23 protein-coding genes and 1 pseudogene are annotated in these 24,086 nt (G+C 73.6%); 8 read left to right on the top strand and 16 right to left on the bottom strand.

The genetic code is table 11. The features are described 5' to 3' along the window. Positions 1 to 21: 21 nt before the first annotated feature. Positions 22 to 1,077 carry a lytic polysaccharide monooxygenase auxiliary activity family 9 protein gene (locus JK361_RS24385; protein WP_201821723.1) on the bottom strand — a complete coding sequence of 352 codons (1,056 nt, stop codon included), beginning with the start codon at positions 1,075 to 1,077 and terminating at the stop codon, positions 22 to 24. A gap of 378 nt (positions 1,078 to 1,455) precedes the next feature. Further along, a complete protein-coding gene (locus JK361_RS42115; protein ID WP_262418849.1) occupies positions 1,456 to 1,590 on the bottom strand; it encodes a hypothetical protein in 135 nt (44 codons plus the stop codon). A gap of 138 nt (positions 1,591 to 1,728) precedes the next feature. On the opposite strand from JK361_RS42115, the gene JK361_RS24380 reads away from it, so the two are divergent. Next, positions 1,729 to 2,346 (top strand): class I SAM-dependent methyltransferase, encoded by a 618-nt coding sequence (locus JK361_RS24380; protein ID WP_201821721.1) that lies wholly within the window; start codon positions 1,729 to 1,731, stop codon positions 2,344 to 2,346. Positions 2,347 to 2,366: 20 nt separating this feature from the next. On the opposite strand, the gene JK361_RS24375 is transcribed toward JK361_RS24380, so the two are convergent. Both JK361_RS24375 and JK361_RS24370 read right to left on the bottom strand, forming a co-directional pair. Beyond that, entirely contained in the window at positions 2,367 to 2,906 is a 540-nt protein-coding gene (locus JK361_RS24375; RefSeq protein ID WP_201821720.1) for a ribonuclease FAU-1 family protein, read from the bottom strand. After that, positions 2,887 to 3,816: a GNAT family N-acetyltransferase gene (locus JK361_RS24370; protein ID WP_201821719.1), complete on the bottom strand. Its 930-nt coding sequence runs from the start codon at positions 3,814 to 3,816 to the stop codon at positions 2,887 to 2,889. The genes JK361_RS24375 and JK361_RS24370 overlap by 20 nt, the downstream gene beginning before the upstream one ends. Before the next feature lie 72 nt (positions 3,817 to 3,888). On the opposite strand from JK361_RS24370, the gene JK361_RS24365 reads away from it, so the two are divergent. Further along, positions 3,889 to 4,257, top strand: coding sequence for a GntR family transcriptional regulator (locus JK361_RS24365; RefSeq protein WP_201821718.1), 369 nt, complete (start codon positions 3,889 to 3,891; stop codon positions 4,255 to 4,257). Positions 4,258 to 4,277: 20 nt separating this feature from the next. On the opposite strand, the pseudogene JK361_RS24360 reads toward JK361_RS24365, so the two are convergent. Both JK361_RS24360 and JK361_RS24355 read right to left on the bottom strand, forming a co-directional pair. Then, positions 4,278 to 5,048 (bottom strand): annotated as a pseudogene (locus JK361_RS24360) (DUF72 domain-containing protein). A gap of 15 nt (positions 5,049 to 5,063) precedes the next feature. Continuing rightward, the gene (locus JK361_RS24355; RefSeq protein WP_201821716.1) at positions 5,064 to 6,158 is read right to left on the bottom strand and encodes a DUF5925 domain-containing protein; all 1,095 of its coding nucleotides are present in this window, start codon (positions 6,156 to 6,158) and stop codon (positions 5,064 to 5,066) included. Between the two features lie 345 nt (positions 6,159 to 6,503). Here JK361_RS24355 and JK361_RS24350 point away from each other — a divergent pair, with 345 nt between their 5' ends. Then, the gene (locus JK361_RS24350) at positions 6,504 to 7,310 is read left to right on the top strand and encodes an SGNH/GDSL hydrolase family protein (RefSeq protein ID WP_201821715.1); all 807 of its coding nucleotides are present in this window, start codon (positions 6,504 to 6,506) and stop codon (positions 7,308 to 7,310) included. A gap of 105 nt (positions 7,311 to 7,415) precedes the next feature. On the opposite strand, the gene JK361_RS24345 is transcribed toward JK361_RS24350, so the two are convergent. From JK361_RS24345 to JK361_RS24330, 4 genes are all read right to left on the bottom strand, one after another. Next, positions 7,416 to 9,056, bottom strand: a complete 1,641-nt coding sequence (locus JK361_RS24345; protein ID WP_201821843.1) for a serine/threonine-protein kinase — start codon at positions 9,054 to 9,056, stop codon at positions 7,416 to 7,418. Positions 9,057 to 9,083: 27 nt separating this feature from the next. After that, the gene (locus JK361_RS24340) at positions 9,084 to 10,784 is read right to left on the bottom strand and encodes a sulfite exporter TauE/SafE family protein (protein WP_201821713.1); all 1,701 of its coding nucleotides are present in this window, start codon (positions 10,782 to 10,784) and stop codon (positions 9,084 to 9,086) included. After that, on the bottom strand, positions 10,781 to 12,469 hold the full coding sequence (locus tag JK361_RS24335) for a tetratricopeptide repeat protein (protein WP_236053468.1): 1,689 nt from the start codon (positions 12,467 to 12,469) through the stop codon (positions 10,781 to 10,783). Before JK361_RS24335 ends, JK361_RS24340 begins: the two co-directional genes overlap by 4 nt. Positions 12,470 to 12,558: 89 nt before the next feature. Next, positions 12,559 to 14,100, bottom strand: coding sequence for a DUF4331 domain-containing protein (locus tag JK361_RS24330; RefSeq protein ID WP_201821711.1), 1,542 nt, complete (start codon positions 14,098 to 14,100; stop codon positions 12,559 to 12,561). 158 nt (positions 14,101 to 14,258) lie between these two features. Here JK361_RS24330 and JK361_RS24325 point away from each other — a divergent pair, with 158 nt between their 5' ends. From JK361_RS24325 to JK361_RS24315, 3 genes are all read left to right on the top strand, one after another. After that, positions 14,259 to 14,852 carry a sigma-70 family RNA polymerase sigma factor gene (locus tag JK361_RS24325; protein WP_201821840.1) on the top strand — a complete coding sequence of 198 codons (594 nt, stop codon included), beginning with the start codon at positions 14,259 to 14,261 and terminating at the stop codon, positions 14,850 to 14,852. Then, entirely contained in the window at positions 14,849 to 15,694 is an 846-nt protein-coding gene (locus tag JK361_RS24320; protein WP_201821709.1) for an anti-sigma factor, read from the top strand. The genes JK361_RS24325 and JK361_RS24320 overlap by 4 nt, the downstream gene beginning before the upstream one ends. Before the next feature lie 125 nt (positions 15,695 to 15,819). After that, a complete protein-coding gene (locus tag JK361_RS24315; RefSeq protein WP_201821707.1) occupies positions 15,820 to 16,089 on the top strand; it encodes a hypothetical protein in 270 nt (89 codons plus the stop codon). Positions 16,090 to 16,153: 64 nt separating this feature from the next. On the opposite strand, the gene JK361_RS24310 is transcribed toward JK361_RS24315, so the two are convergent. The 3 genes from JK361_RS24310 to JK361_RS24300 are packed head-to-tail and all read right to left on the bottom strand — an operon-like array spanning position 16,154 to position 19,188. After that, on the bottom strand, positions 16,154 to 17,398 hold the full coding sequence (locus tag JK361_RS24310; protein WP_372448737.1) for a CaiB/BaiF CoA transferase family protein: 1,245 nt from the start codon (positions 17,396 to 17,398) through the stop codon (positions 16,154 to 16,156). A 57-nt stretch (positions 17,399 to 17,455) separates the two neighbouring features. Next, on the bottom strand, positions 17,456 to 18,235 hold the full coding sequence (locus JK361_RS24305) for an ABC transporter permease (RefSeq protein ID WP_201821705.1): 780 nt from the start codon (positions 18,233 to 18,235) through the stop codon (positions 17,456 to 17,458). Next, positions 18,232 to 19,188: an ATP-binding cassette domain-containing protein gene (locus tag JK361_RS24300; protein ID WP_201821703.1), complete on the bottom strand. Its 957-nt coding sequence runs from the start codon at positions 19,186 to 19,188 to the stop codon at positions 18,232 to 18,234. The genes JK361_RS24305 and JK361_RS24300 overlap by 4 nt, the downstream gene beginning before the upstream one ends. 63 nt (positions 19,189 to 19,251) lie before the next feature. Here JK361_RS24300 and JK361_RS24295 point away from each other — a divergent pair, with 63 nt between their 5' ends. Beyond that, entirely contained in the window at positions 19,252 to 19,962 is a 711-nt protein-coding gene (locus JK361_RS24295) for a TetR/AcrR family transcriptional regulator (RefSeq protein ID WP_201821701.1), read from the top strand. A 157-nt stretch (positions 19,963 to 20,119) separates the two neighbouring features. Beyond that, a complete protein-coding gene (locus JK361_RS24290) occupies positions 20,120 to 20,656 on the top strand; it encodes a nucleotidyltransferase domain-containing protein (RefSeq protein WP_201821700.1) in 537 nt (178 codons plus the stop codon). Here the strand turns inward: JK361_RS24290 and JK361_RS24285 are convergent. From JK361_RS24285 to hmgA, 3 genes are read right to left on the bottom strand one after another with little or no spacing between them, the layout of a single operon-like run. Next, positions 20,653 to 21,807, bottom strand: coding sequence for a type ISP restriction/modification enzyme (locus JK361_RS24285; RefSeq protein ID WP_201821699.1), 1,155 nt, complete (start codon positions 21,805 to 21,807; stop codon positions 20,653 to 20,655). The genes JK361_RS24290 and JK361_RS24285 overlap by 4 nt on opposite strands. Before the next feature lie 25 nt (positions 21,808 to 21,832). After that, a complete protein-coding gene (locus tag JK361_RS24280; protein ID WP_201821698.1) occupies positions 21,833 to 22,582 on the bottom strand; it encodes a GntR family transcriptional regulator in 750 nt (249 codons plus the stop codon). Between the two features lie 46 nt (positions 22,583 to 22,628). Continuing rightward, positions 22,629 to 23,963 carry a homogentisate 1,2-dioxygenase gene (hmgA, locus tag JK361_RS24275; RefSeq protein WP_201821697.1) on the bottom strand — a complete coding sequence of 445 codons (1,335 nt, stop codon included), beginning with the start codon at positions 23,961 to 23,963 and terminating at the stop codon, positions 22,629 to 22,631. Positions 23,964 to 24,086: the final 123 nt, after the last annotated feature.

The raw sequence follows: 24,086 nt of genomic DNA, 5'->3' as shown, positions 1-24,086 counted from the left end.
GCCGGGCAGGTCCCGGAAACCTCACCGGCGGTGGGTGCCGCCCGCCGCCCGCCGCCGCACCGACAGGAACAGCGCCGCCGAGCCCAGCGCCAGCGCCGCCGCACCACCGATCGCGAGGTACGACGTGCCGGTGGACGCACCCGTCTCCGCGAGGTCCGCCGAAGCCCCGGCCGCCTTCGGCCGGTTGGCCGGGGCGGCGGTGGACGGTGCCGGGGCGGCGGTGGGCTTGGCCGAGGTGCTCGCGTCGTCGTCCCCGTGCCCGTGGTGCTCGATCGTCGACCTGCCGGCGCCGGCCTCGATCTGCTCGTCGGAGGGCGCGGAGGCGGCCGGAGCCGGCGTCGTCCCGCCGTTGCCGCTCTCCGTCCGGCCGCTGCCGCTTCCCGTCCGGCCGTTGCCGTTCCCCGTGCCGCCGCTGCCGCTCCCCGTATCGCCGTTGCCGCCGAAGTCGACGTCCGAGCAGGAGTAGAACGCCTCCGGGCTGTCCGAGCGCTGCCAGACCGCGTACAGCAGATGCCTGCCGGACCGCTCGGGCAGGGTCCCGGAGAAGGTGTAGAAGCCGCCCGACGCGACCGGGTCGGTGGCCGTCGCCACCGGGTGCTCCAGATCCAGGTCGGACCAGGCCGGCGGCCGCGCCGGGTCGTAACCGGGCTTGGTGAGATAGACGTTGAAGGTGCCCTTGTGCGGGGCGGTCACGCGGTACTTGAAGGTGTACGACCCACCGCGCACACGGGTCGCCGGCCAGTCGGCCCGGGCCAGGTCGAGCCCCTTGAACTCCTCGTTGCCCGCGCTGCACAGCTTGCCGTCCGGGATCAACTGCCGGTGCCGCCCCGCCGCGTCGCCGATCCGGATGCCGTTCCAGTCGTACAGCGCCTGCGTGCCGCCCGCCGCCACGGCCGCCTTGCACGCGGCCGACCGCGGACTCTCCGGCCCCTCCGCGTAGCACTGCGAGACGCGGCTGACCGGGTCGCCCATCGAGCCGTGCGCGGACGCGGGGGCGGCGGCGAGCGCGGTCAGGGCGAGCGGCACCAGACCGAGCACACCGACGGCGGACGCCTTGGCCTTGCAGCTGGTGGGCATGCGGAACTCCTCGAAACGGTCCGTGGGGTGGGCTGGATCCCGTGGGGGGTGATCCGAAGCTAGCCCGAGGAGACCGTGAAATGGCCTGCTGAGAGCGGGTGGAGGAGATCCTTATGGTTCGCTTAAGGAGGTGCTCAGGCTGCGCTCAGGTACTGGTGCGCCCATGACCGACAGCACAGAACCGGGACGGTCCCGGCCCGCCGTCGCGGCGGACGTACCGGCCGTGCGCGCGGTGACGTACGCGGCCCGCCAACCCCGCGATGACGTGGGAGGACTGGGAGATCTGCCCGAAGTACGGGTACGAATCGGGAAGCGCCGGATCGGCAACCCCTATGACCGCATCCACCACCCAAGCGGCTGGACCGAGGCGTCACGGCGTCAGCCGTCGGGCCACCAGGTGCGTGCGATGTCCTTGCGCACCTCCGGACGTCCCGCCGGGCGCTCCTCCGCGTCCTCACGGGGCCGGCGGCTGTCCGTCCGCTTCAGGGGCTTCTGCACGGTCATACGGCGCATGGCTGCCTCCTTCAGTGCCTACCGAGTTCCGCGTTGTCACGGAGATAGACGCTTTTGGGGAGAGTTCCTCATCGGTGCCGGGATGTCAGTGGCGGCTGTCACGTCCGCGCTGTCAGTGGTGTGTGTCACTCTCAGGGCATGACGAGCGAGGACACGAACACGGTTGCGACTGCCCCGGAACCGGACTGGGATGCGCAGGCCGCCGCCTTCGACGACGAACCGGACCACGGCCTGCGCGACCCCGAGGTCCGCGCCGCCTGGTCGGACCGGCTCGGCGCCTGGCTCCCCGAGCACCCCGCCGACGTCCTCGACCTCGGTTGCGGCACCGGCAGCCTGTCACTCCTCGCCGTCGAACAGGGGCACCGGGTGACGGCCGTCGACCGGTCCCCGGTGATGACCGAGCGGGCCCGGACCAAACTCGCCGGGCGCGCCGCGGTCCTGTGCGGCGACGCCGTGAACCCGCCGGTGGGGGAGCGCCGCTTCGACGTGGTCCTGGTCCGGCATGTGCTGTGGACCCTGCCGGACCCTGCCGGGGTGCTGCGGCGCTGGCGGGAGCTGCTGCGGCCCGGTGGCCGCTTCGTGCTGGTCGAAGGCGTCTGGGGGACCCTGTCCCCGGTCGGCATACCCGCCGGGGAGCTGACCGCCTTCCTGGCACCGCTGGCACGCGAAGTGCGCGTGGAGCGACTGTCCGGCCACACCCTGCTGTGGGGGAAGGAAGTGGACGACGAGCGGTACGCGGTGGTGGCGACCGTGTGACACCGCGCCGCCCGGGCCGGTCAGGCAAGCAACTGCGCGAAGCCGCCCTCCCGGAGCGCCAGCGCCTCCAGCGCGTCGAGGGCGGCGAGCGCGGCGGACGCGGCCTCGGGGTCGGTCTCCGCGAGCCCGCTCTCGGCGAACTCGTCCTCGTCCAGGCGCCGTACGTCCCGCCCGTCCGCGGAGCGCCACAGGTCCAGGTCGAGGTCCTCCACGACCAGCTCCGCACCGGCGGGACCCTCCCCGCTCGAGCGCGTCCCGGAGCGGGTGAGGACCGCGGGGCGCGTGATGTCGCAGTACCAGCCCTTGACGGAGCCGTCCGCGGCGCGCACCTCCTTCACCGAGTACCACCGGTCCCGCCAGTAGTACTCGGTGAACACGTCCCCCGGCTCGAAGCGCACGAAGCCGAAGTCGCGCACCCCCGAGCCCGCCCACGGAGCGCGCACGGCGATCCGGGTGCCGTCGTCCCCGAGCAGCTCCGCCGGATAACGGATCTTCGTACGGCCCGCCTTGACCAGGACGACCTCCAGCCGGCCCGCCGGCTCAGCCGAGTTCACGGACATAGCGCACCTCCGTCCCGCAGATCTCGTACCCGAGCCAGGTGTTGATCGCGATCATGGCGTCGTTGCCGGTGTCGTTGCCCGTGAACGCCTCGGTGAGGCCCGCCGCCCGGGCCCGGTGCAGGGAGTGGAGCTTGGCGAGCTTGGCCAGGCCACGGCCGCGGTGGGCACGGGCGGTGCCGGTCATCGCGGTGGAGTAGCGGCCGGCGCCGTCGGTGTAGGCCGCGGTGAAGGCGACCGGACGGCCGTCGACACAGGCGGCCGTGGTCAGCTCCCGGTCCAGCAGGGGGTGGTTCCAGGTCTCCGCGAGCCAGGCGTCGTAGTTGGTGAACTCGTGGGCCACGTCGCTCGGTTCGTCGAGCAGCGTCTCCGCGTCCAGTTCGAACAGCGGCCGTGGATCGTCCGCGAAGGCGGCGGCCGTACGCAGTTCGACGCCGGCCGGGGCCTCCTGGAGCGGCGGGAGGGTGCCGTGCGCCAGGTCGAGCCGCAGGAAGTGGGCGGAGCGGCCCAGGCGGTAGCCGCGGCGCTCGGCGAAGGCCCGGTTGGCCGGCTCGTCCACGGCCCAGGCGAACAGCTTGCTCGCGCCGAGGGACGTCAGGTACTCCTCGGCGGCCGCCACCAGGAGGCGGCCGGCGCCGCGACCGGTACGGTCCGGGCGGACGTAGATGTTCAGGCAGGCCTGGCCGGGTTCGGAGCCGTCGGGGACCAGGTGGACCTGCGCCGTGCCGATCACCTCGCCGTCCTCCTCCGCGACGAGCGGCCGGAACCGCGCGTCCGGGTGCATGTGGGCGGCGGTGTGCCGGACCGAGTCCGGGGTGAACAGGATGTACGGCAGGGCGAGCCGGCGGACACGGGCGAAGCCCTCGGCGTCCGCGGGGACGTCGGGGTGGAGAGCACGTACGAGGACCGTCATGATCAGGCACCGTACGGGGCGGTGTCGCCCCGCTGCCTCTCATTTTCCGGCGGGTGGGCGACAATCGGCCCTGTGAGCCTGAAGATCCGCATCGATGACAGCGCGCCCCCGTACGAGCAGGTGCGGGCGCAGATCTCCGAGCAGGCACGGTCCGGGGTGCTCCCGGTGGGGTACCGGCTGCCGACCGTGCGGGGACTGGCCGAGTCCCTGGGGCTGGCGGTGAACACGGTGGCCAAGGCGTACCGGGCGCTGGAGAGCGACGGGGTGATCGAGACGTGCGGGCGCAACGGCACGTTCGTGGCTGCCGCCGGCTCGGCCGCGGAGCGGGAGGCGTCGTCGGCCGCGCAGGCGTACGTGGAGCGGGTGCGCCGGCTGGGGCTGGGGGAGCCGGAGGCGCTGGCCGCCGTGCGGGACGCCCTGCGGGCGGCCTACGGGGAGTGACGGAGCCGTGGGCGGAGGGATCACCCCGGCTTCAGTGGTTCCGGGATGCGTGTCGTCGTCAGGCCTGCCCTCCGCGCCGTCCGTCCGAACGCCACCGCGTCCTGCACCGCCGCGCCCCCCGGGTCGTTGTTGAAGTACGCCTAGACGTCGTCGGCGTCGGACCACGTCGTGGCGATGCGGTCCACCCATGTCTCCAGCGAACGCCTGCCGTAGCGCGGCCAGGGCCGGGCGCGGCCCTGGTGGAAGCGGACGTAGCCCCAGTCGGTGGTGCGCCACAACGGGGCGACCGGGCGGGCCAGGACGTCCGCCCAGCACAGGGCCGCGCCCCGGGACTCCAGGACGCGCCGCAGCTCCGGGGCCCACCAGGAGTCGTGGCGGGGTTCCACGGCGACCCTCGTACCGGCCGGGAAACAGGCCAGGCAGGCGTCCAGCAGGGGCGGGTCGGCGCGCAGGGTGGGCGGCAGCTGGAGCAGGACCGGCCCCAGGCGGTCGCCGAGGCCCGCCGCGTGGGTCAGCAGACGCCGCACAGGCTCCTCGGGGTCCTTCAGGCGCTTGATGTGGGTGAGATACCGGCTGGCCTTGACCGCGACCACGAAGTCCGGCGGGACCCGGTCGCGCCAGGCGGCGAAGGTGTCGTACGACGGCAGCCGGTAGAACGCGTTGTTGATCTCGACGGTCGCGAACAGCCGGGTGTACTCCTCCAGCCACAGCCGCGTCGGCACCCCGACCGGATAGACGAGGTCCCGCCAGTCCTTGTACTGCCACCCCGAGGTGCCGACATGCAGGGCCATACCCTCATGAAAGCACTACAGGTACAGCCCCGCGTCCGCTCCCTCCCGGGCTCCCGGCACGGACGTCGGCGTCGTGCCCCGGCGCAGCGCGTACAGCTCGGCCAGGGTCGCGCCCTCCCGGCCGACGCCCTGCTCGGTGCCGAGCCAGTCCACCGCCTCCTTGCGGGTCAGCGGGCCCACCTCGATGCGGGCGAGGCAACGGCCGGGGCGCACCACGGCCGGGTGCAGCCGCTCCAGGTCCTCGTTGGTGGTGACGCCGACCAGGACGTTGCGGCCCTGGCCGAGCAGGCCGTCGGTGAGATTCAGCAGCCGGGACAGGGCCTGGCCCGCCGTGTGCCGGGCCTCGCCGCGGATCAGCTCGTCGCAGTCCTCCAGCAGCAGGAGGCGCCAGCGGCCCTTGCCCGCGCCGTCGTCCTCGCCGATCGCGATGTCCATCAGATAGCCGACGTCGGAGAAGAGCCGCTCGGGGTCCAGGACGCAGTCCACCTGGCACCAGTCCCGCCAGGAACGGGCCAGCGTGCGCAGGGCGGAGGTCTTGCCGGTGCCCGGCGGACCGTGCAGCAGGAGCAGCCGGCCCGCGATGTCGTCGGGGGTCGTGCCCATCAGCTCGTCCATGGCGTCGGCCACCGGCGCCGTGTAGTTGGGCCGGACCTCGTCCCAGGTGCCCGCGGAGATCTGCCGGGTGGTGCGGTGCGGACCGCGCCGCGGGGAGACGTACCAGAACCCCATCGTCACGTTCTCCGGCTGGGGTTCCGGCTCGTCGGCCGCACCGTCCGTGGCCTGGCCGAGGACCTGCTCGGCCAGTTCGGCGGTGGTCGCGGTGACCGTCACGTCCGCGCCCCGGTTCCAGCGGGAGATCAGCAGGGTCCAGCCGTCCCCCTCGGCGAGGGTCGCGCTGCGGTCTTCGTCGCGGGCGACCCGCAGCACCCGGGCGCCCTCCGGCAGCAGCGACGCGCCCGAGCGCACGCGGTCGATGTTCGCGGCGTGCGAGTAGGGCTGCTCGCCCGTCGCGAAGCGGCCGAGGAACAGCGCGTCGACGACGTCGGACGGCGAGTCGGAGTCGTCGACGTGGAGCCGGATCGGCAGAGCGTCGTGTGGGTTCGCGGACATGCCGCCATGATCCGGCACGGATGCCCTCCGCGCACGGCTTTTCCGCCGCCGAACGCTCCGCTGGAAGAGCGGTTCTTCCACCGTGGACCGTGTGCGGCCGGCCGCGCATCCCCGGCGGGTCGCGGGGATCCCGACTCGGTCCGCCACGCGGCGTGACCCGTCCCGCCGTGTCCGTCATGGAGTTGACGGCGGGTCAACAGACAAGGCATGCACGCGCAATAGATGAGCAGTGAACGTCTCGGGCCGATCCTGTTGAGAGAACAAAAGTTTTGGCATGAACACTTCCCGTCAACACGCGTAGTTGCTACGAAAGTTGAGGCAGAGATCCTGCTAAAGGGAGGTTCCATGAGACGTTCCCGACTTACCGGATTCGTTACCTCGCTCCTCCTCGCCACCGGCCTCGGTCTCACCGGGGCCGCTTCGGCGCAGGCGTCCTCGACGGCCGCGACCGGCGGCTACGTGGCTCTCGGCGACTCCTACTCCTCCGGGGTGGGCTCCGGCAGCTACATCAGCTCCAGCGGCGACTGCAAGCGGAGCACGAAGGCCTACCCCTACCTGTGGAACGCCGCCCACAGCCCCTCCTCGTTCGCCTTCAACGCCTGCTCGGGCGCGACGACGGACGACGTGCTCTCGGGTCAGCTCGGCTCGCTGAACTCCTCCACCTCACTGGTGTCCATCAGCATCGGCGGCAACGACGCCGGCTTCGCCGACGTCATGACGACCTGTGTGCTCCAGTCCGACAGCGCCTGCATCTCCCGGATCAACACCGCCAAGGCGTACGTCGCCAACACGCTCCCCGGCAAGCTGGACACCGTCTACAACGCGATCAGCGCCAAAGCCCCGTCCGCCCGGGTGGTCGTCATCGGCTACCCCCGCTTCTACCTGCTCGGCCAGTCGTGCCTCGGACTCTCGGAGGCCAAGCGGTCCGCGATCAACGGCGCCGCCGACTACATGGACGCCGCCATCAAGACCCGTGCCGGCGCCCACGACTTCGTCTTCGGCGACGTCCGCACCACGTTCTCCGGCCACGAGATCTGCTCCGCCGACTCCTGGCTGCACAGCGTCAACTGGCTCAACATCGGCGAGTCGTACCACCCGACCGCCTCCGGCCAGTCCGGCGGCTACCTGCCGGTGCTCACGAACGCCGCATGACCCGCACGGGCTCGCTCCACCGGGTGAACCTCCCGGCCCGTCCTCCGGTCGGCCCTGCGGGCCGCCTTCCGGGGCGGCCCGCCGGGTGGTTCCCCGGACGGTCGCTCAGGGCGAGCCCGAGGGAGAGGCGGAGGCCCCGTCCGTCGGGGTCTCCGTCGGCGTCGTACAGGTCACCGAGAACGGCACCGGGTCCGACGTGGCCCGCACCGGGCCACGGACCTCCACGCCGATCTCGTTCTCGACCGTCCCGCCGGTCGCGTACGTCGTCACCGTCACCTGCTGCTGCCGGGTGCGCGGGCCGTCCGCCGGGAACGGCAGCGTCTTCCAGCCGGGGTCCGACACCGATCCGTGCGCCAGCACCCACCGGTACTCGACCTGCGCGGGCAGCCGCCCCACCGTGAACTCCGCCGTGAACGCCGGCGTCCGACCGGCCGGCGGCGGACAGCTGCCGGAGTACTCCGTGTGCACCCCGGTGAGCGTGACGTGCACCGTCTGGACCGGCTGACCGCTCGCCGACGCGCTGCTGTGCGTGGGCGACCGCGGCGCACTGCCGGTGCTCGTGCCGGCGCCCGGTGTCGGGGAGTGCGCCGGGGAGTGCGCGCCGCCGTCGGTGCGGCCGGTGCTCGCGGTGCCGTCCGCCCGCTCCTTCCCGCCGTCATGGTTCAGCAGCGCGTACGTGAGGCCCGCCAGGGCCAGCAGGACGGCCAGTACGCCCGCGATCAGCACGACGGCACCGCGGCGGTCGCGCCGGGGCTCCCGGTCGGGCCCGGCGGCCGTGGTGCCGGGGTCCGGATACCCGGCGGGCAGGGGCGCCGGCGGGGTGCGGGACGGCTCCGGGTGCCGGGCCACCACCGTCGGCGGGTACGGCGTCACGGGCGGCGCGGTGTCCTCCCGTACCGTCCCGCCCGCCGCGACCAGCCGCAGCTCCCGCTCGGCCCGCTCCGCCGGCAGCCGCTCGGCGGGGTCCTTGCGCAGCAGACCCCTGATGACGGGCGCCAGCGGCCCGGCCCACCGCGGCGGCGGCAACTCCTCGTCCACCACGGCCCGCAGCGTGCTGAGCGGCGTGTCCTGCCGGAACGGGGAGATGCCCTCGACGGTCGCGTAGAGCAGCACCCCCAGCGACCACAGATCCGACTCGGGACCCGGTGTCCGGCCCAACGCCCGTTCCGGGGCGAGGAACTCCGGGGAACCGACCACCTCGCCGGTCATGGTCAGCGCCGAGCTGCCCTCCACCGTGGCGATCCCGAAGTCCGTGAGGACCACCCGGCCGTCATCGGCCAGCAGCACGTTCGCCGGCTTCACGTCCCGGTGCAGCACCCCGACGGAGTGCGCGGCGCGCAGCGCGGACAGCACCTCCGCGCCGACGCGCGCGGCGCGCTGCGGTGGCAGGGGCCCCTCCGCCTCCAGCTGATCGGCGAGGGACGGCCCGCGCGCCAGCTCCATCACGATCCACGGCCGCCCGCCCTCCCTCGCCACGTCGTACACCGTGACCACGTTGCGGTTCGCGACCCGGGCCGCCGCCCACGCCTCGCGCTCCAGACGCGCGTACATCCGCTCGATCTCGGCGCCGGGCAGCCCCGTCGGCGCCCGGACCTCCTTGACGGCCACCTCGCGGTGCAGCACCTCGTCCAGGGCGCGCCACACGGTCCCCATGCCGCCCTCGCCCAGCGGGGACAGCAGACGGTAGCGGCCCGCGATCACACGTTCACGGCCCGGCTCTTCGGACACGGGCGCCCCCCACGGCATCTCGCGCGAATTCTCCACAAAAGTAGCTCAGCCCAGCGCGGATGCGGCCCCCTTGAGTACCAATCCCGTGCCCAGCGCCAGCACGACCAGCGCCGAGACGAGCGGCAGGGTCCGGCGGACCAGGCCGGCCAGCGGATGCGCGGCCCAGCGCGGGCTGCGCTCCAGCACCCGGGCCGCCCCCGCGCCCAGCCGTACGACGGCGAAGCCGGCGGCGGTGAGGGTCAGCGCGAGACCCGCCCCGTACGCCACGACGAGCAGCAGCCCGAACCACGCCTTGCCGAGCGCGGCGGCGCCGACCAGCACGACGACGGCGGAGGGACTGGGCACGAGTCCGCCGGCGAACCCGAGCAGGATCGTGCCGCGGAGGGTCGGCGCGGTGGCATGGGTGTGGGTGCGACCGCCGTGGGTGTGGGTGTGACCGCCGTGAGAATGGGCGTGGCCGCCGTGGGTGTGGGTGTGGTCCCCGTGGGAGTGGCTTTCGTGGACGTGGTGGTCCCCATGGGCGTGGTCCCCGTGGTTGTGCTGGACGTGGTGGTCCCCATGGACGTCGTCTCCATGGGTGTGCGGGTGGGTATGGGTGTGGCCCCCATGGGCGTGTGCGACGGTGCTGTGGTGGTGAGGGTGGTGGGCGGCGCCGTGGTCGGCACCCACCGCCGCCAACTCCCGCCGTGCCGGCTCGGTCCGGGGCGCGGGCGCCGCGTGCGCGCGGTTGTGCCAGGCCCGGCGCACGAGCGTCACGCCCGCCGCCAGTACCAGGACGCCGCCGGCGATGCCCAGCCAGGAGATCACCGCGGGCGTGGCGGCGGAGCCGGCCGTGACGAGGAGGCCGAGGGCGACCACGCCCAGGGTGTGGGTCACGGTGACCGAGGCGGCCAGCGGCAACACGTCCCGCGGCCGGGCCCGGCCGCCGCGCGCCGCCGCCGTCGCGGCCATCAGCGTCTTGCCGTGGCCCGGGGCGAGGGCGTGCATCGCGCCCAGGGCGACCGCGATGAGCAGGGCCAGCGCGGCGAAGCCGACGGTGAGGTCCTGCCGGGCCACGAGGTCGTCCAGGGCCCGGGTCCAGCGGTCGGCGCCCCGGGGGAGCACGCCGGCGCCCGGGGCGTCCTGACGCTCCGCGTCCGCGGCGAGCGCCGGGCCGCCGGGCCGCACCCGCAGGGCGGCCGTACCGGTGTCGGCGGGGGAGGACAGCAGGTCCTTGGGATAGGCGGTCAGCTCCCGGGAGACCGACGTCTTCGGCACGTTGGTCGAGGTCAGTGTCATCCGGTCGCCGCGCGCCGTGATCTCCCGCCAGCCGGGCCCGCCGGTGGCGCCGGCGCTGTGGAAGGCGAGGGTGACGGTGGCGGCGCGGGGCAGCGGCGCGGTCAGCCGGCACTCCACGCGCAGGGTGTGGAGACCTGCCTGGCCGGGCCGCAGGCGCGCGCCGCTGCGGGCGGCCGTCAGGGCGGCCGTACGCCCGTCCACGTCGAGCCTGCTGCCGGCGGCGGCCCGTGCGCACCGCTGCCGGGCCCACGCGCTCAGTCCGAGCCGGTCGATGTCGGGCTTGGCCTGTGTCGCCGGGATCTCGGCGAGGTCCTCGACATGGTCGACGCGGAGCTGTCCGGGAGCGGCGACCAGGCCGTCGTAGCGGTTGACGGTGAAGTTGCCGAGGGGGTGCGCGCTCGCGGTGCCGGCCGGCAGGAGCGCCAGGGCGCACACGGCGAGGAGGACGCACAGCAGACGGGGCTTCACTCGGCTCCCTCCAGTGCCTTGCGGGCCCGTGCGGCGCCGAGCGGGGAGAAGCCGGGGTTCAGCTTCAGGGCGGAGGCGAGCGAGGCGCGGCCGGCCGCCCGGTGCCCCGTGGCCAGTTCGATCACGCCGCGGTGGTAGCGGAAGGCGGCGTTGCGGTAGCCGGTGGCCGTGGCCCGGCGGGCATAGGGGAGGGCCTCCCGGTCACGGCCGTTGACGTGCAGCGCCCAGGCGAGGGCGTCCGCCGTGTGCACGGTGTGCCGGCGGGCCCACTCGGCGCGGGCCGCGCGCAGGGCGGCCGCCTTGTCGCCGTGCTCGGCGGCGGCCAGTGCGGTGTCCAGGTCGGCGTTGACGCCGTTGGCGCGGGCCAGGGCGGTCCAGGCGTCGACCAGGGCGTACTGCTGCCGGGCCCGCGCCCGGTCGCCCGCGGCCCCCCGCGCCTCGTACAGCTCGCCCAGCTCGACCAGCGGTCCGGGCAGCGGAGAACGGGCCACCACCGCCTCCATGTCCTTGATCGCCGCGGCCCGGTCGCCGTCGGCCGCCCGCGCGCGGGCCCGGCCCTCCAGCGCCGGGAGGTATCCGTCGTCGGCGGCCAGGGCACGGGCGTAGCAGGTGAGTGCGGTCCGGTAGTCGCCCTGGTTCCAGGCGAGCTGGCCGAGCTGTGTGGCCACGTACGCGGTGTCGCCCGGGGAGGTGGCGGCGCCCAGCGCCTGCTCCAGGACGCGGCGTGCCGTGCTCACGTCACCGGTCAGTTCGTGCACGTAGGCGTACCGGGTGAACACCGGCACGCCCGGCCTGCGTGCGTCGGCGGTTCTGGCGGCCGCCGCCGCGTCGGCGTACCGGCCGAGTTCGACCAGGGCGTCGACCCGGGAGGACAGCGCCCGCTCGCTGTACGGGTTCCGCCGCAGGGCCGCGTCCGCGAAGGTCAGGGCGTTTTGGAAGTCGTGCCGGGCGGCGGCCAGGGCGGCGCGGCCGGCCAGGGCCTGGTCGCTGTCCGGCGCCAGCGAGGCGGACCGCCGCAACGCCTGCTCCGCCTGCGGGTATCGGGACGGGTCACCCTTGGTGCGCGCCTGCTCGACATAGGCCAGGCCGAGGGTGGCCCAGCCGCCGGCATCCTTCGGCTGGGTCCGCAGATGCGTCTGGAGCGCGGTGATGCTCGCGTCCAGGTCCCCGCCGCCCAGGACCCCGGGGTCGACGGCGGCGGCGGCGACCGGCTGGGACGCCGGCGCCCGGCCGGCGCCGAGCGCGATGGCACCGCCGGTCATGGCGACCGCCAGCAGGGCCGCGCAGGCGACGAGTTGCGCCCCGCGCAGGCGCCGTCCGGCAGCGCCGACCCGCCGGACGGCGGCGACGCGTTCCGCCTCACCGGCGCGTCCGATTGCGCCGTCGGCGTCATCGCCGCGGCCGGCGCGGGCGGCACTCTCGTTCCCGTCGGCGTCACCCTCGTTCCCGTGGGCCTCGCTCCCGTCGGCGGACGGGCGTTCCCGGGCGGTGTCGCGTCCGTCGCCGCACTGTTCCCCGGCACCCGGCTCGCCGCCGTCCACGGCGGTTTCCGTCCCCGGAGCCGAAAGCGGCGCCGGGCGATCGTGCCCAGTTGCGGGTGCCGTCCGACCGTCCTGCTCGTCGTCGTGCCCGGACGCGGGTGCCGTCCGCCCATCCTGCTCGTCGTCCTGCCCGCGCGGGCCCATGCCTCGTCCTCCGTCGGTCGTGTGGAAGGCGCGGCCCGCCGTGGGGGAGGGGGAACACGGGCCGCGCCGGTCTCGGTGGGGTGCGGGGGTCAGTACGCGCGCTGCATGCGCCGGCGCCACCACGCGAAGGCGGTCACGATCAGCAGGATCCCGGCCGCGCCGGAGGCCGCGGAGGCGGCGATCAGCATGGTGTCGCCGGAACCGCCGGAGGACGACCCGGCCGGCTGGAGGGCGTCCCCGAGCTGGCTGCGCACGTCCGTGCCCGCCGTCGTGCCCTTGGCGAGCCGGCCTCGGGAACCGGCCGTGGGCTCGGCGACGTACGGGAAGTACTTCTCGAACTTCTTGTCGTTCTTGTCGACCGCGTCACCCAAGTCGTTCTTGGAGCCGACCAGTTCACCCTCGACGACCTGAAGCGCCTCGTCGATCACGTCGTCGGTGAGCCGACGGCCGTTCGGGAAGCCCGCGTTGTCGCCGTCCAGCACACCCAGCCGCTTGGGGTGCATGCTCGGCTTGACCGACGTGTTCAGCCGCAGCTGCTCCGAAGCCTTCACGTTCGGCGGCTGGTTGAGACCCTTGACGCCCTTGAGGAAGACGTCGACCAGGTCGTTGCGCGGCTCCGCGGGCGCCTTGATCTTGTAGATGGACTCGATGAGCTTCGGCAGCTCGGGGTTGGTGACGTTCTTCAGGAACTGCGCGTCGTACGCGGGCTGCGAGGCGTTGAACCGGTCCTTGTCCTTCTGCGGGTTGACGACCTCGTTCACCAGTGGGTTGCCCAGCCGCGAGACCTGGCTGTAGTAGCCCTGCGCGTTCCGCCGCTGGGTGGTCGACCAGATGCCGACGATCGGCTGGTGCGAGGACTCGCGGATCAGGGAGTTCGGCACCTGGAGCGCGATGGTGTTGACGTTGTAGCCCTTGAGGGTGTCCCGGCCGACCTCGCTGAGGTTCCCGCCGTACAGCAGGTCGAAGACCCGCAGGTCCAGGAAGAACGGGTCGTCCGCCTGCCCGGCGAAGGACGTCGTGCCGCCCGCCGTCTTGTAGATGGCCTGCGAGCGCAGCTTGCCGTAGTCCGGCATGGACGCCTTGCCGACGTTCGACGGCGCGGCCGGCGCGTCGTCGGCGAGCTTCGTCCTCGACATCTCGTGCCCGTTCTTCATACGGATGAGTTCGAGGTCGTAGGTCTGCGTGATGTTGAGGTCGGGGTCGGCCAGATTGGTGACCGGGCCCGTGTTGTACAGGAACGTGTTGCCGTTCTTGGTGTGGGTCTTGAAGGTGTAGCGGAACACCAGATCGCCCCGCGCGTCACCGTTGTTGTCGATGTTCAGGTCGTACTGGGCGTCGTCGGCGAACGTGTAGAAGTTCGGTCCGCCGGCCGGTTCCTCGAAGGGGATCCAGTTCGCCACCAGCGTCGTCGTGTCGGGCTTGTCCGGGCTGACGAACGCGTACAGGTCGGTGTTGTCGTACTGCGGGGTGCCCGAGATCAGCGGGGCCTCCCGGTGGGAGGAGGCGGAGGCCGCCCCGGGTGCCAGCGTGGCGACGCCGGCGGCCGTGAGCCCTCCGGCGGCCAGCGCGCCGCAGATGAGCGTGACCAGGCCCGCGCGTCCCGTGCCGCTCCTGGAGAAAACAGGTGTCATGCCGTCCGTCCTCAGTGCCGACTTGCCTTTGACGGACGGGTATACGGAGCGAACCCGCCGATCGGTTTGGTCGGACGGGGAAAAACTTTTTCTCGGTCCGGGACCCGCGTTTTCGGCCCGCTCATACGTAGTACCTCGGGGAGGTGTGTGCGGTGCGGATGCGCGGTGCGCGGGGAAGAGCCGGCTGCGGCCACGGGCAGGGGGCCGGCGGACACGCGGACGAGCTGCTGGTGCTCGTGGCCGGCGGCGACCAGAGGGCGTTCGAGGAACTGTACGGACTGGTGTCCGGGCCGGTGTACGGGCTGGTGCGCCGGGTGGTGCGCGACCCCGCCCAGTCCGAGGAGGTCGCCCAGGAGGTGTTGCTCGAACTGTGGCGCTCCGCCGCCCGGTTCGACCCCGGCCGGGGCAGCGCCCTGTCCTGGATCCTCACCCTCGCCCACCGCCGGGCCGTCGACCGGGTGCGCAGCGCCCGCGCGGCCGGGGAACGCGAGCAGCGCGAGGCCCTGCGGGCCGGGGAACCCGCTTTCGACCAGGTCGCCGAGGAGGTCGAGGCCGGTCTGGAACGCGAGTGGGTACGCCGCTGTCTGAACCGGCTCACGGCCCTCCAGCGCCAGTCGGTGACCCTGGCCTACTACGACGGCTACACCTACCGTGAGGTGGCCGAACGGCTCTCCCTGCCGCTCGGCACGGTCAAGACGCGGATGCGCGACGGTCTCACCCGGCTGCGCCAGTGCCTGGGAGGCGCCGCATGAGCATCCTCGGCAAGCTGCTGCGCGGCGAGGATCCGCACTCCCTCGCCGCGCCCTACGCGCTCGACGCGCTGGAACCGGCCGAGCGGCGCCGCTTCGAGAAGCACCTGGCGGGCTGCGACCGCTGTGCCGCCGAGGTGCGGGACCTGGCCGAGGACGCGGTCCGGCTGGCCTATTCCGCGGCTGCCCCCGCGCCCGCCGCCCTGCGCGACCGGGTGCTGGCCGCCGTACGCGCCACCCCGCAGGAGCCGGCACGGTCCGGGAACCGCGCCGCCGCGCAGGAGCAGGCGCCGGCCCGGGAGCGCGCGCGCCGGCTGCCGCCGCACGTCTGGGGCACCCAGCCCCCGCCGGGACGCGCCCGCACCCGAGGTCGCCCCCTCTTCGCGCCGTTCGCCACGGCCACCGCCGCCGCGGCCCTCGTCGTCGCCTCCCTCTTCGCGGTCCAGGCGCACCGCACCGAGGACCGGCTCACCGCCGAGCAGGCCCGGGCACGTGAGATCGCCCACGTTCTGGCCGCTCCGGACGCCCGCGCGGCGAGCAGCGAGGACGGACGCGGCCGAAGTATCGGAGTGATCGCTTCCGCCTCTGAGCGGGTGGCCGTCGTCACCCTGAGCGGATACGGCACCCCGCCCGGCGGGCGCGTGCACCAGCTCTGGCTCATGCGCCCCCGGGTGCAACCGCGCTCCCTCGGCCTCCTGGCGGGCGACACGCCCTTGGTCGCGAAGGGTCTCGACACCTCCTCGACGTCACTCGCCGTAACCGTCGAGCCTGACGGAGGGTCAGCAACACCCAGCGGTCAGCCGATTGTCCAACTCACCCTGAAATCGGTTGGATTCGGAGAGTAGTCGAACGTGGATGGTCAACCCCCTTATGGGGAAGGTGAATCCTGTGGCCGAGATACACGCGTGCCGCCCTGGGGCGATAGGGTTACCCTGCCCGGGCCGGGTGACTCGTACGGGTGGGGAGTGACATGGAGCAGATAACAGTGCGCAGCAGGGCCAGGGTCCCTGCGATCACCTGCGGAAGCAGCGCGACCAGTTCGCGTCTGGACCGCCATCTGTCGGTGCTGGCGGGTCCCGCCATACCGCAGCGTGAGACGGTCGAGGCGACCTCGCTGATGCGTGAGCTGACGGCACGTGACTCCGCGCACAAGCGCAGCGACCGGGGCGCGCGGGTCCGCCGCGTCTCCCTCTTCGCGCCGCTGCGCCGGCTGCGCCGTTCGCTGTTCGGCGGTCACTGACCGGCCGCCGGACCGGCCTCACCGGCCGGCCGCCGGCGCGGCCACCGCGCGGGGATGCCCGCGCTCAGGCCGCCACACCGTCCCGGCGCAGCGCTGCGATCTCGGCGTCCGTCATCCCCACGGCACGCAGCAGCGCTCCGGTGTGCTGCCCGAGCGCGGGCACGTCACCCATCCGTGCCTCGTCCCCGCCCGGCAGCGTGATGGGAGGCAGCAGCGCCTTCAGCGGCCCGGCCGGCGATCCCACCCGGCGCCAGCGCTCCCGGGCCGCCAGCTGCGGATGCTCCGCCAGTTCGTGCACGTCCCGCAGCCGGGCGCAGGCGATGCCCGCCCGCTCCAGCCGGGCCAGCGCCTCCTCGGTGTCCAGCACCCGCAGCGCCTCCGCGACCAGGGCGTCGGTCCGCTCCCGGTGTGCCACCCGCGCGGCATTGGTCGCGTACGCCGGGTCCGTCGCCAGCGCCGGGCGGCCTATGACCTGTTCGGCCAGCCGTCGCCACTCCCGGTCGTTCTGCACCGAGAGCAGCACCCGCCCGCCGTCCGCGGTCGGATAGGCGTCGTACGGCGCGATCACGGCGTGCGCGAGCCCGGTCCTGGCCGGCGGCTCACCCCCGTGCATCGCGTGGTGCAGCGGATGCCCCAGCCACTCGGCGAGCGCCTCCAGCATGGACACCTCCACCGGTCCGCCCCGCCCGGTCGTCCCGCGCCGCACGAGCGCCGCCAGCACCCCGGAGAACGCGTACATGGCCGCCGCGATGTCCGCCGCCGGGATGCCCGCCTTCACCGGCTGCTCCGGCGTCCCGGTGACCGACACCAGCCCCGCCTCGCACTGCACGAGCATGTCGTACGCCCGCTTGTCCGCATACGGCCCCGAACCGCCGTAGCCCGAGATGTCCACCGCGATCAGCCGCGGGTGCGCGGCGCACAGCGTGGCCGCGTCCAGGCCGAGCCGGGCCGCCGCCCCGTGCGCGAGGTTCTGCACGAACACGTCCGCGTCCGCGACCAGCCGCCGTACGACGTCCAGTCCGCGCGGGTCCTTCAGGTCCAGCGCGAGGGACTCCTTGCCGCGGTTGCACCACACGAAGTGCGAGGCGAGACCGCGGGCCGCGGTGTCGTATCCGCGCGCGAAGTCGCCGCCGTCGACCCGCTCCACCTTGATGACCCGGGCGCCCAGGTCGGCGAGCTGCCGGGTCGCGAAGGGCGCGGACACCGCCTGTTCGACGGCGACGACGGTGATGCCCTCCAGGGGCAGGGGCTGCCGGTGCACGGGCTGATCCATCGGCTGGTCCATCGGGTGGTCCATCGGCTGTTCCATGACCGGATCATGGCCCCTGAGCGGCGGCTTTGTCAGTAGTGCGCCGGCAGCGCGGGCTCACTCGGCCCGTGCGTAGCGGCTCACCGCGAGCGGCAGGAACACCGCGGTCAGGACGAGGCACCAGCCGAGCGACCCGGCGACGGGGTGGGCCACCGGCCAGGCGGCGTCCCGCGGGACGGGCGCGTTGCCGAAGAGGTCGCGCAGGGCCGTCGTCACCGCGCTGATCGGGTTCCACTCGGCGAGCGCGCGCAGCCAGCCCGGCAGGTTGTCCGTCGGGATGTACGCATCGGACAGCAGCGGCAGCACGAAGGAAGAGGCGCCGAGCTGCCCGGCGGCTTCCTCGCTGCGGGTCAGCAGGCCCAGGAGGATCCCGGCGCAGGTGCAGCCGAACCGGAAGAACAGCAGCAGTCCGACCGCGCCGGCCGCACCGGCCGCGGACCCCTCGATGCGCCAGCCCACCGCGAGCCCGACGAGCAGCAGCGGAACGGTACCGGCGGCCGTGACGACGAGGTCCGCCACCGCCTGCCCGAGGGGTACGGCGGCCCGGCTCACCGGCATGGTGCGGAACCTGTCCGCCACCCCGCGGTGGGTGTCCTGCGCGGCCTGGAACATGCCGGTCATCAGCCCGCCGGCCGCCGTCGCGACGAGCAGCCCCGGCACCAGGAAGGAGCGGTACTCGCGGCCGGGCACGGCCAGGGCGCTGCCGAACACGTAGCCGAAGAACAGCAGCATGTTGACCGGCATCATCTGGGTCAGGATCGCCAGGCCCGGGTTGTTGCGGACCCGCCGCAACTGCCGTCCCGTCATCGCCAGTCCGTCGTGCGCCAACGCGTTCATGCCACGGGCTCCTTGCTGTCGGTGGTCTCCCCGGTGAGCCGCAGGAAGACGTCGTCGAGGGTGGCCGGCCGGATGCCCGCGTCCAGCAGGGGAACCCCGGACGCGTCCAGCTCCCGTACCAGCCGGGGCAGGGTCAGGGTCGGGTCGGTGGTGACCGCGCCGACGGCGTTCCGCTCGTGGTCGAGCACGGGCTCCCGGCCGGTCAGCCGGTCGAGCACGGCGGCCGCCCGGGGCAGCGCGCCGGCCTCCGCGACCACCGCCTCCACGTGCGAGCCGACGAGGGCCTTGAGTTCGGCGGGCGAACCGGTGTGGGCGACGCGGCCCCGGTCCAGCAGGGCGATGTCGTCGGCGAGCTGGTCGGCCTCCTCCAGGTACTGGGTGGTCAGCAGCACGGTCGTGCCCTCCGACTTCAGTTCGCGCACGGCCTGCCAGATGCGGGCGCGGCTGGCCGGGTCGAGTCCGGTGGTCGGCTCGTCCAGGAAGAGCACGCCGGGACGGCGGATCAGGCTCGCGGCGAGGTCCAGCCGGCGCCGCATGCCGCCCGAGTACGTCGACGCCCTCCGGTCCGCGGCCTCGCCGAGGCCGAAGCGCTCCAGCAGTTCGCCGGCGCGGGCGGCCGGTCCGCGCACCCGGTGCAGCCGGGCGAACAGCCGCAGGTTCTCGCGCCCGGTGAGGTCCCCGTCGACCGAGGCGTACTGCCCGGTCACCCCGATCCGGCGCCGCACGTCCGCCGCCTCCCGGAGGAGGTCGTGCCCGGCGACCCGCGCCGAACCCCCGTCCGGGCGCAGCAGCGTGGTCAGCAGCCGCACCGCCGTCGTCTTCCCCGCCCCGTTCGGGCCCAGCAGCCCGCAGACCGTGCCCTCCGCGACCGCCAGATCCAGCCCGCGCAGGGCGTGCACAGCGCCGAAGCGCTTCTCCAGACCCTCACTAAGTACGGCGTACGTAGTAGTCATGCCGGGACCATACCGCACTACGTACGGTGTACGTAACTACGATGGTGGCCGAGGTGATGAGCGATGGCAGTCCGAGGGGCGGTCCCCGAGGTGATCTGGGCGCGCCCCGAGCGCACCGGCCGGGGCCCGAGGCCCGCGTACACCCGCGACGACATCGCGGCCGCCGCGGTCCGGATCGCCGACGCGCAGGGGCTCGACGCGGTGTCGATGCGGCATGTCGCGGCCGAACTGGGCTGCGGCACCATGTCGCTGTACAACTACGTCCCCCGCAAGGAGGACCTGTACGAGCTGATGGTCGACGCGGCCGGTGCGGAGCACGAGCTGTGGGAGCCCGGCGGCGACTGGCGGGCAGACATGCGCCGAGTGGCCCGGCAGACACGTGAGCTGATGCGCCGGCACCCCTGGCTGCCCCGCCTGATGTCCCCCGTGTACGGCTTCAGCCCGCACGCCCTGCGCTATCTGGAGCACTGCCTGGCCTGCCTGGACCCGCTGGAGGCGGCGTACGGCACCAAGCTGGAGCTGATCGCCATGCTGAACGGCATGGTCACGACCTATGTCCGCAACGAACTCGACACCGCCGAGCGGGTCCGTGCCCTGCCGTGGTCGGAGGACGAGGAGAACGCGGTCCGCATGGCCTACCTGGGCGGCCGCATCGCCTCCGGCGGGTACCCGCGCATGGCGGCCGCGTTCATGGAGGACGCCGGGCCGATCGATCTGGAGGCGGTGTTCGAGCGGGCGGTGGAACGGGTCATCGACGCATTCGCGCCCCGCTAGTCCGGGCACGGCGGGTGCGGGTGCGGTGCGGCTCAGGGGGGCCAGGGGCGACTCCGGTCCGGATTCGGGGTGCGCGTGGTGGTGGGCCGGTCGCGTGGTTCCTCCCGCCCCTGGTTAGGCTGCCGCCGCAATCGCTCGACCGAATGGGGGGACAGCAGTGGACCAGGAACGTGCCGGGCGTCAACTCGGGCTGATCGCAGGGGTTCTGGAGGCCGCCCGGGACCGTGGTGTCCCGCTCTGGCTGCGCGGCGGCTGGGCCATGGACTTCTTCCTCGGCGAGGTCACCCGGGACCACGGGGACATCGACTGGTTCGCCCGGGCCGGGGACGCCCGGGTCCTCGCGGACGTCCTCGCCCGGCTCGGCCACACGCCGGTGCCCGGGCCGCCGGCCGACCTCCAGCTCGACTTCGTTAAGGACGCCCTGGACAGCAGCTTCACCCTGGTGGACACGGACGCGGCGGGGCGGGTGACCGTTGCGGGCGGGCCCTGGGCCGGTACCCCCTGGCCCGACGGGATGCTCGGGACCGAGCCCGGCCGGATCGGCGCGCTGGAGGCGCCGATCGTCGATCCGCGCGTCCAGATCGAGATCAAGCGCATGATGCCCGTCTGGGACCCCTCCCGGCCCCGCCGGGCCAAGGACGCCGAGGACATCGCCCGCCTGGAGGCCGCCCTGCGCCTCCGGAAGGCGGGCTAGAGCAGCGCGAACTGCCCTTCCGGGCCCTCCTCGTGATGGTCCAGGACCGAGGCCGGCCGGCGGGCAGGGTCCGGTGCCGGCAGGACGCCCGCCTGCCGCAGCTCGCCCGCCGTGACCGGTGACGTCACCGTCAGGGCGGCCCGCGCCGGGCGCAGTTCGGCCAGCAGGGCGAGGACCGTGATCAGCTCCAGCAGCTCCGAGGTCCAGGCCTGCGGCCAGGCCGCCGGGCGGATCGCGGCGAGCGTGCCCGGTTCGCCCGGCGCGGTGCGGGCCGCGAACCAGGCCTCCAGCACCCGGACTCCGGCCACCTCGTAGTCCCAGGCCTCGGGCGGCACGGGGGAGATGCGGCCCTCTCCCAGATGCAGGGTCTCCTCTTCCCGGTCGTAGTGGGCACCGGGCGGACGGCTCGGCAGGGGGGCGCGGACGTACGGGCGGCGACCGCCCGGCAGTCTGGGGCGTTCCCCGTCGCGGCGCATCAGCCACAGCGCACGGCGGCCCAGCTCCACGCCGGACGCCCAAAGGCCGGGGTCGTCGGTGAGCGGGACGGTGAGGTCGGGGCGGGCCGCCGCCAGGATCCAGGCCAGCGTGTCGGGTGCCGTGGGGCGGGCGCCCAGGCGGGCCGACAGATGGTCCAGCAGGCCGGGCGCCAGGTTCGGTTCCGTGCCGCCGGGGCGGCGGTAGAGGGGGCGGACGCGACCGGTGCGCAGGGTGGGCAGGAGCGCGGTCGCCAGCAGCGGGGTGCCCGCGTCGCCCGTCTCGACCGTGAAGACCTGACTGGCGTCCGCCACCCGCCACAGCTCCGGGCGGGCCGTGTCGATCAGCCGGTGGTCCGGGAGCAGCCACTGCTCGTCGAACGGGGCGGCCAGGACCCGGACCGGCTCCGCGCAGGGACCCGCGGCGCGCACGAGCCGCTGCGTGCCGGTGGACTGGCCGGGCAGCTGGCCCACGGCCGAGTGGAGCGTGCGGGCGCGGGTCGGCTCGAACAGGGCCTCCCGGTCCGGGCCCTCGGCCTTCAGCAGGGTGTCCCAGCGGGCCTTCGGCGAGGCCGGGTCCGGTGCCGCGGGCCAGGCGCGGCCCAGCCGCAGGGGGGCGACGGACCACGGCATGAGGTCCGCCAGCAGCGGAGCGTCGTCGTGCGTCACGCTGGGCATCGTACGGCCTGATCCGCCTCCCGGATCAGGTGGCGTCCAGCGTCACGGTGAACGAGAAGCGGTCGCCCCGGTAGTGGATGACCGCCACGTCCAGCACCCGGCCCTCGGAGTCGTACGTCACGCCGGTGTAGTGCAGGATCGGGCTGAGCAGCGGGACTTCCAGCAGCCGGGCCGTCTCCGGGTCGGCGAGCCGGGCCCCCACGGTGTCCGTGATCCGGCTGATGTCCGCCTTCACCACGTCCCGCAGCACCTTGGTCATCGGCCAGCGGACCAGGTCCTCGGGATCGATGCGCTCGGCCAGGTCGGGGCGGATGTGGTTGACGGCGTGGTTGGTCGGCTCGCCGGTCTTCTCGTCACTGCGCAGACGGTGGTACGCCGCCACCTCGGTGAGGTCCGGGAAGTACTCGGCGAGTGCGGCCGGCACCGGCACCCGGCCGTGGTCCAGCAGCTCGGTCGTCATCCCGGACTGCTGGGCCACGATGGCGTCCACCGAGCCCAGCAGCCGTACCGGCGCCCCGCGCCGGGCGTCGGGCTCGATGAACGTGCCGCGCCGCCGGTGCCGGCTGATCAGCCCCTCGTCCTCCAGTTCCTTCAGCGCCTGCCGCATGGTCAGCACGCTGACGCCGTAGTGCTCGGCCAGCCGCTCCTCGGTGGGCAGCCGCAGCGGGTCCTCGGGAGAGCGGCCCAGTATCGAGGCGCGCAGCGACTGCGACACCTGGTACCACAGCGGCAGCTTGCGGTTCAGGACGATCGAATCCGGAGCGAAGGAGGTCACGCGGCTATCCGTACCTGGCGAGGAACACTCGGCGCAACGGTGTCCGTCACCCCCGGAAGTGGCGTTCCATCCCCCGCCACACATCGTCGTAGCGCTTCTGGAGGTGCTCGGCCCCGGCCGCGTGCGGGGTGAGGGTGACCGGCCAGCGGGTCTCGAACATGAAGGCCAGGCCGTCGTCGATCTTCTGCGGCTTCAGCTCGGCCGCGCTCGCCCGGTCGAAGGTCTCCCGGTCCGGGCCGTGCGCCGACATCATGTTGTGCAGCGACCCGCCGCCGGGCACGAAGCCCTCCGCCTTCGCGTCGTACGCGCCCTCGATCAGGCCCATGTACTCGCTCATCACGTTCCGGTGGAAGTACGGCGGCCGGAAGGTGTCCTCGCCCACCAGCCAGCGCGGCGCGAAGACGACGAAGTCCACGCCGGCCAGGCCCGGGGTGTCCGACGGAGAGGTCAGCACCGTGAAGATCGACGGGTCCGGGTGGTCGTAGGAGATGCTGCCGATCACATTGAAACGGCGCAGGTCATAGACGTACGGCACATGGTTGCCGTGCCAGGCCACCACATCCAGGGGGCTGTGGTCGTAGGTCGCCGTCCAGAGGTTGCCGCAGAACTTGTTCACCACCTCCACCGGGCCCTCGACGTCCTCGTACGCGGCGACCGGCGCCCGGAAGTCCCGGGCGTTCGCGAGCCCGTTGGCGCCGATGGGCCCGAGGTCGGGGAGCTGGAACGGCGCTCCGTAGTTCTCGCACACATAGCCGCGCGCCGTCGGGCCCTGCCCGCCGTCCGGCGCGGTGTCCAGCAGCTCCACGCGGAAACGCACCCCGCGCGGGATCAGCGCCACATGGGCGGGTTCCACGTGCAGCCGGCCGAACTCGGTGTGCAGCAGCAGCCCGCCGCGCTCGGGCACGATCAGCAGCTCACCGTCGGCGTCGGAGAAGACCCGCTCCATCGAGGCGTTGGCGTGGTACAGGTGCACGGCCATGCCGGTGCGCTGGGTCGCGTCGCCGTTGCCGCCCAGCGTCCACAGGCCGTCGAGGAAGTCGGTGCCGGCCGGCGGCTCCGGCAGCGGGTTCCAGCGCAGGCGGTTGGGGTCGGGCACCGTCTCGCCGAACGGGGCCGTGCGCAGCGCGCCGTTGCCGGTGCGGGTGAACGCCGGGTGCGCGGCCGAGGGGCGGATGCGGTAGAGCCACGAGCGCCGGTTGTGTGCCCGCGGCTCGGTGAACGCCGAACCGCTCAGCTGCTCGGCGTACAGGCCGAGCGGCGCGCGCTGCGGCGAGTTGCGGCCCTCGGGCAGGGCGCCCGGCACCGCCTCCGAGGCGTGCTCGTTGCCGAACCCGGTCAGATACGACAGCCCCTCGGCGGTCTTCCGTGCGTCCCCGCTCATGCTCGCTCCTCGCTTCCCGATTCCTATGCCATACCGTAGGAATGAGTGCCTGCCCGCGCAAGAGGGTCTTGCCGTCCTCCCTCCGGGGTAGGACGCGAACCCGACTTCAGGGGGATCCGGGGC

It is taken from the genome of Streptomyces musisoli, assembly GCF_016741855.1.
Taxonomy (GTDB): domain Bacteria; phylum Actinomycetota; class Actinomycetes; order Streptomycetales; family Streptomycetaceae; genus Streptomyces; species Streptomyces musisoli.
Note: the sequence above shows the minus strand (reverse complement) of the source record. Positions and strands in the feature narration are given on the sequence as shown.

Bases quoted from the DNA above. Each gene is read 5' to 3' on its own strand.
- JK361_RS24385 (WP_201821723.1), bottom strand. From the start codon at position 1,077: ATGCCCACCAGCTGCAAGGCCAAGGCGTCCGCCGTCGGTGTGCTCGGT.
- JK361_RS42115 (WP_262418849.1), bottom strand. From the start codon at position 1,590: ATGCGCCGTATGACCGTGCAGAAGCCCCTGAAGCGGACGGACAGCCGC.
- JK361_RS24380 (WP_201821721.1), top strand. From the start codon at position 1,729: ATGACGAGCGAGGACACGAACACGGTTGCGACTGCCCCGGAACCGGAC.
- JK361_RS24375 (WP_201821720.1), bottom strand. From the start codon at position 2,906: ATGTCCGTGAACTCGGCTGAGCCGGCGGGCCGGCTGGAGGTCGTCCTG.
- JK361_RS24370 (WP_201821719.1), bottom strand. From the start codon at position 3,816: ATGACGGTCCTCGTACGTGCTCTCCACCCCGACGTCCCCGCGGACGCC.
- JK361_RS24355 (WP_201821716.1), bottom strand. From the start codon at position 6,158: ATGTCCGCGAACCCACACGACGCTCTGCCGATCCGGCTCCACGTCGAC.
- JK361_RS24350 (WP_201821715.1), top strand. From the start codon at position 6,504: ATGAGACGTTCCCGACTTACCGGATTCGTTACCTCGCTCCTCCTCGCC.
- JK361_RS24345 (WP_201821843.1), bottom strand. From the start codon at position 9,056: ATGCCGTGGGGGGCGCCCGTGTCCGAAGAGCCGGGCCGTGAACGTGTG.
- JK361_RS24335 (WP_236053468.1), bottom strand. From the start codon at position 12,469: ATGGGCCCGCGCGGGCAGGACGACGAGCAGGATGGGCGGACGGCACCC.
- JK361_RS24330 (WP_201821711.1), bottom strand. From the start codon at position 14,100: ATGACACCTGTTTTCTCCAGGAGCGGCACGGGACGCGCGGGCCTGGTC.
- JK361_RS24325 (WP_201821840.1), top strand. From the start codon at position 14,259: ATGCGCGGTGCGCGGGGAAGAGCCGGCTGCGGCCACGGGCAGGGGGCC.
- JK361_RS24320 (WP_201821709.1), top strand. From the start codon at position 14,849: ATGAGCATCCTCGGCAAGCTGCTGCGCGGCGAGGATCCGCACTCCCTC.
- JK361_RS24315 (WP_201821707.1), top strand. From the start codon at position 15,820: ATGGAGCAGATAACAGTGCGCAGCAGGGCCAGGGTCCCTGCGATCACC.
- JK361_RS24310 (WP_372448737.1), bottom strand. From the start codon at position 17,398: ATGGAACAGCCGATGGACCACCCGATGGACCAGCCGATGGATCAGCCC.
- JK361_RS24305 (WP_201821705.1), bottom strand. From the start codon at position 18,235: ATGAACGCGTTGGCGCACGACGGACTGGCGATGACGGGACGGCAGTTG.
- JK361_RS24300 (WP_201821703.1), bottom strand. From the start codon at position 19,188: ATGACTACTACGTACGCCGTACTTAGTGAGGGTCTGGAGAAGCGCTTC.
- JK361_RS24295 (WP_201821701.1), top strand. From the start codon at position 19,252: ATGGCAGTCCGAGGGGCGGTCCCCGAGGTGATCTGGGCGCGCCCCGAG.
- JK361_RS24285 (WP_201821699.1), bottom strand. From the start codon at position 21,807: ATGCCCAGCGTGACGCACGACGACGCTCCGCTGCTGGCGGACCTCATG.
- hmgA (WP_201821697.1), bottom strand. From the start codon at position 23,963: ATGAGCGGGGACGCACGGAAGACCGCCGAGGGGCTGTCGTATCTGACC.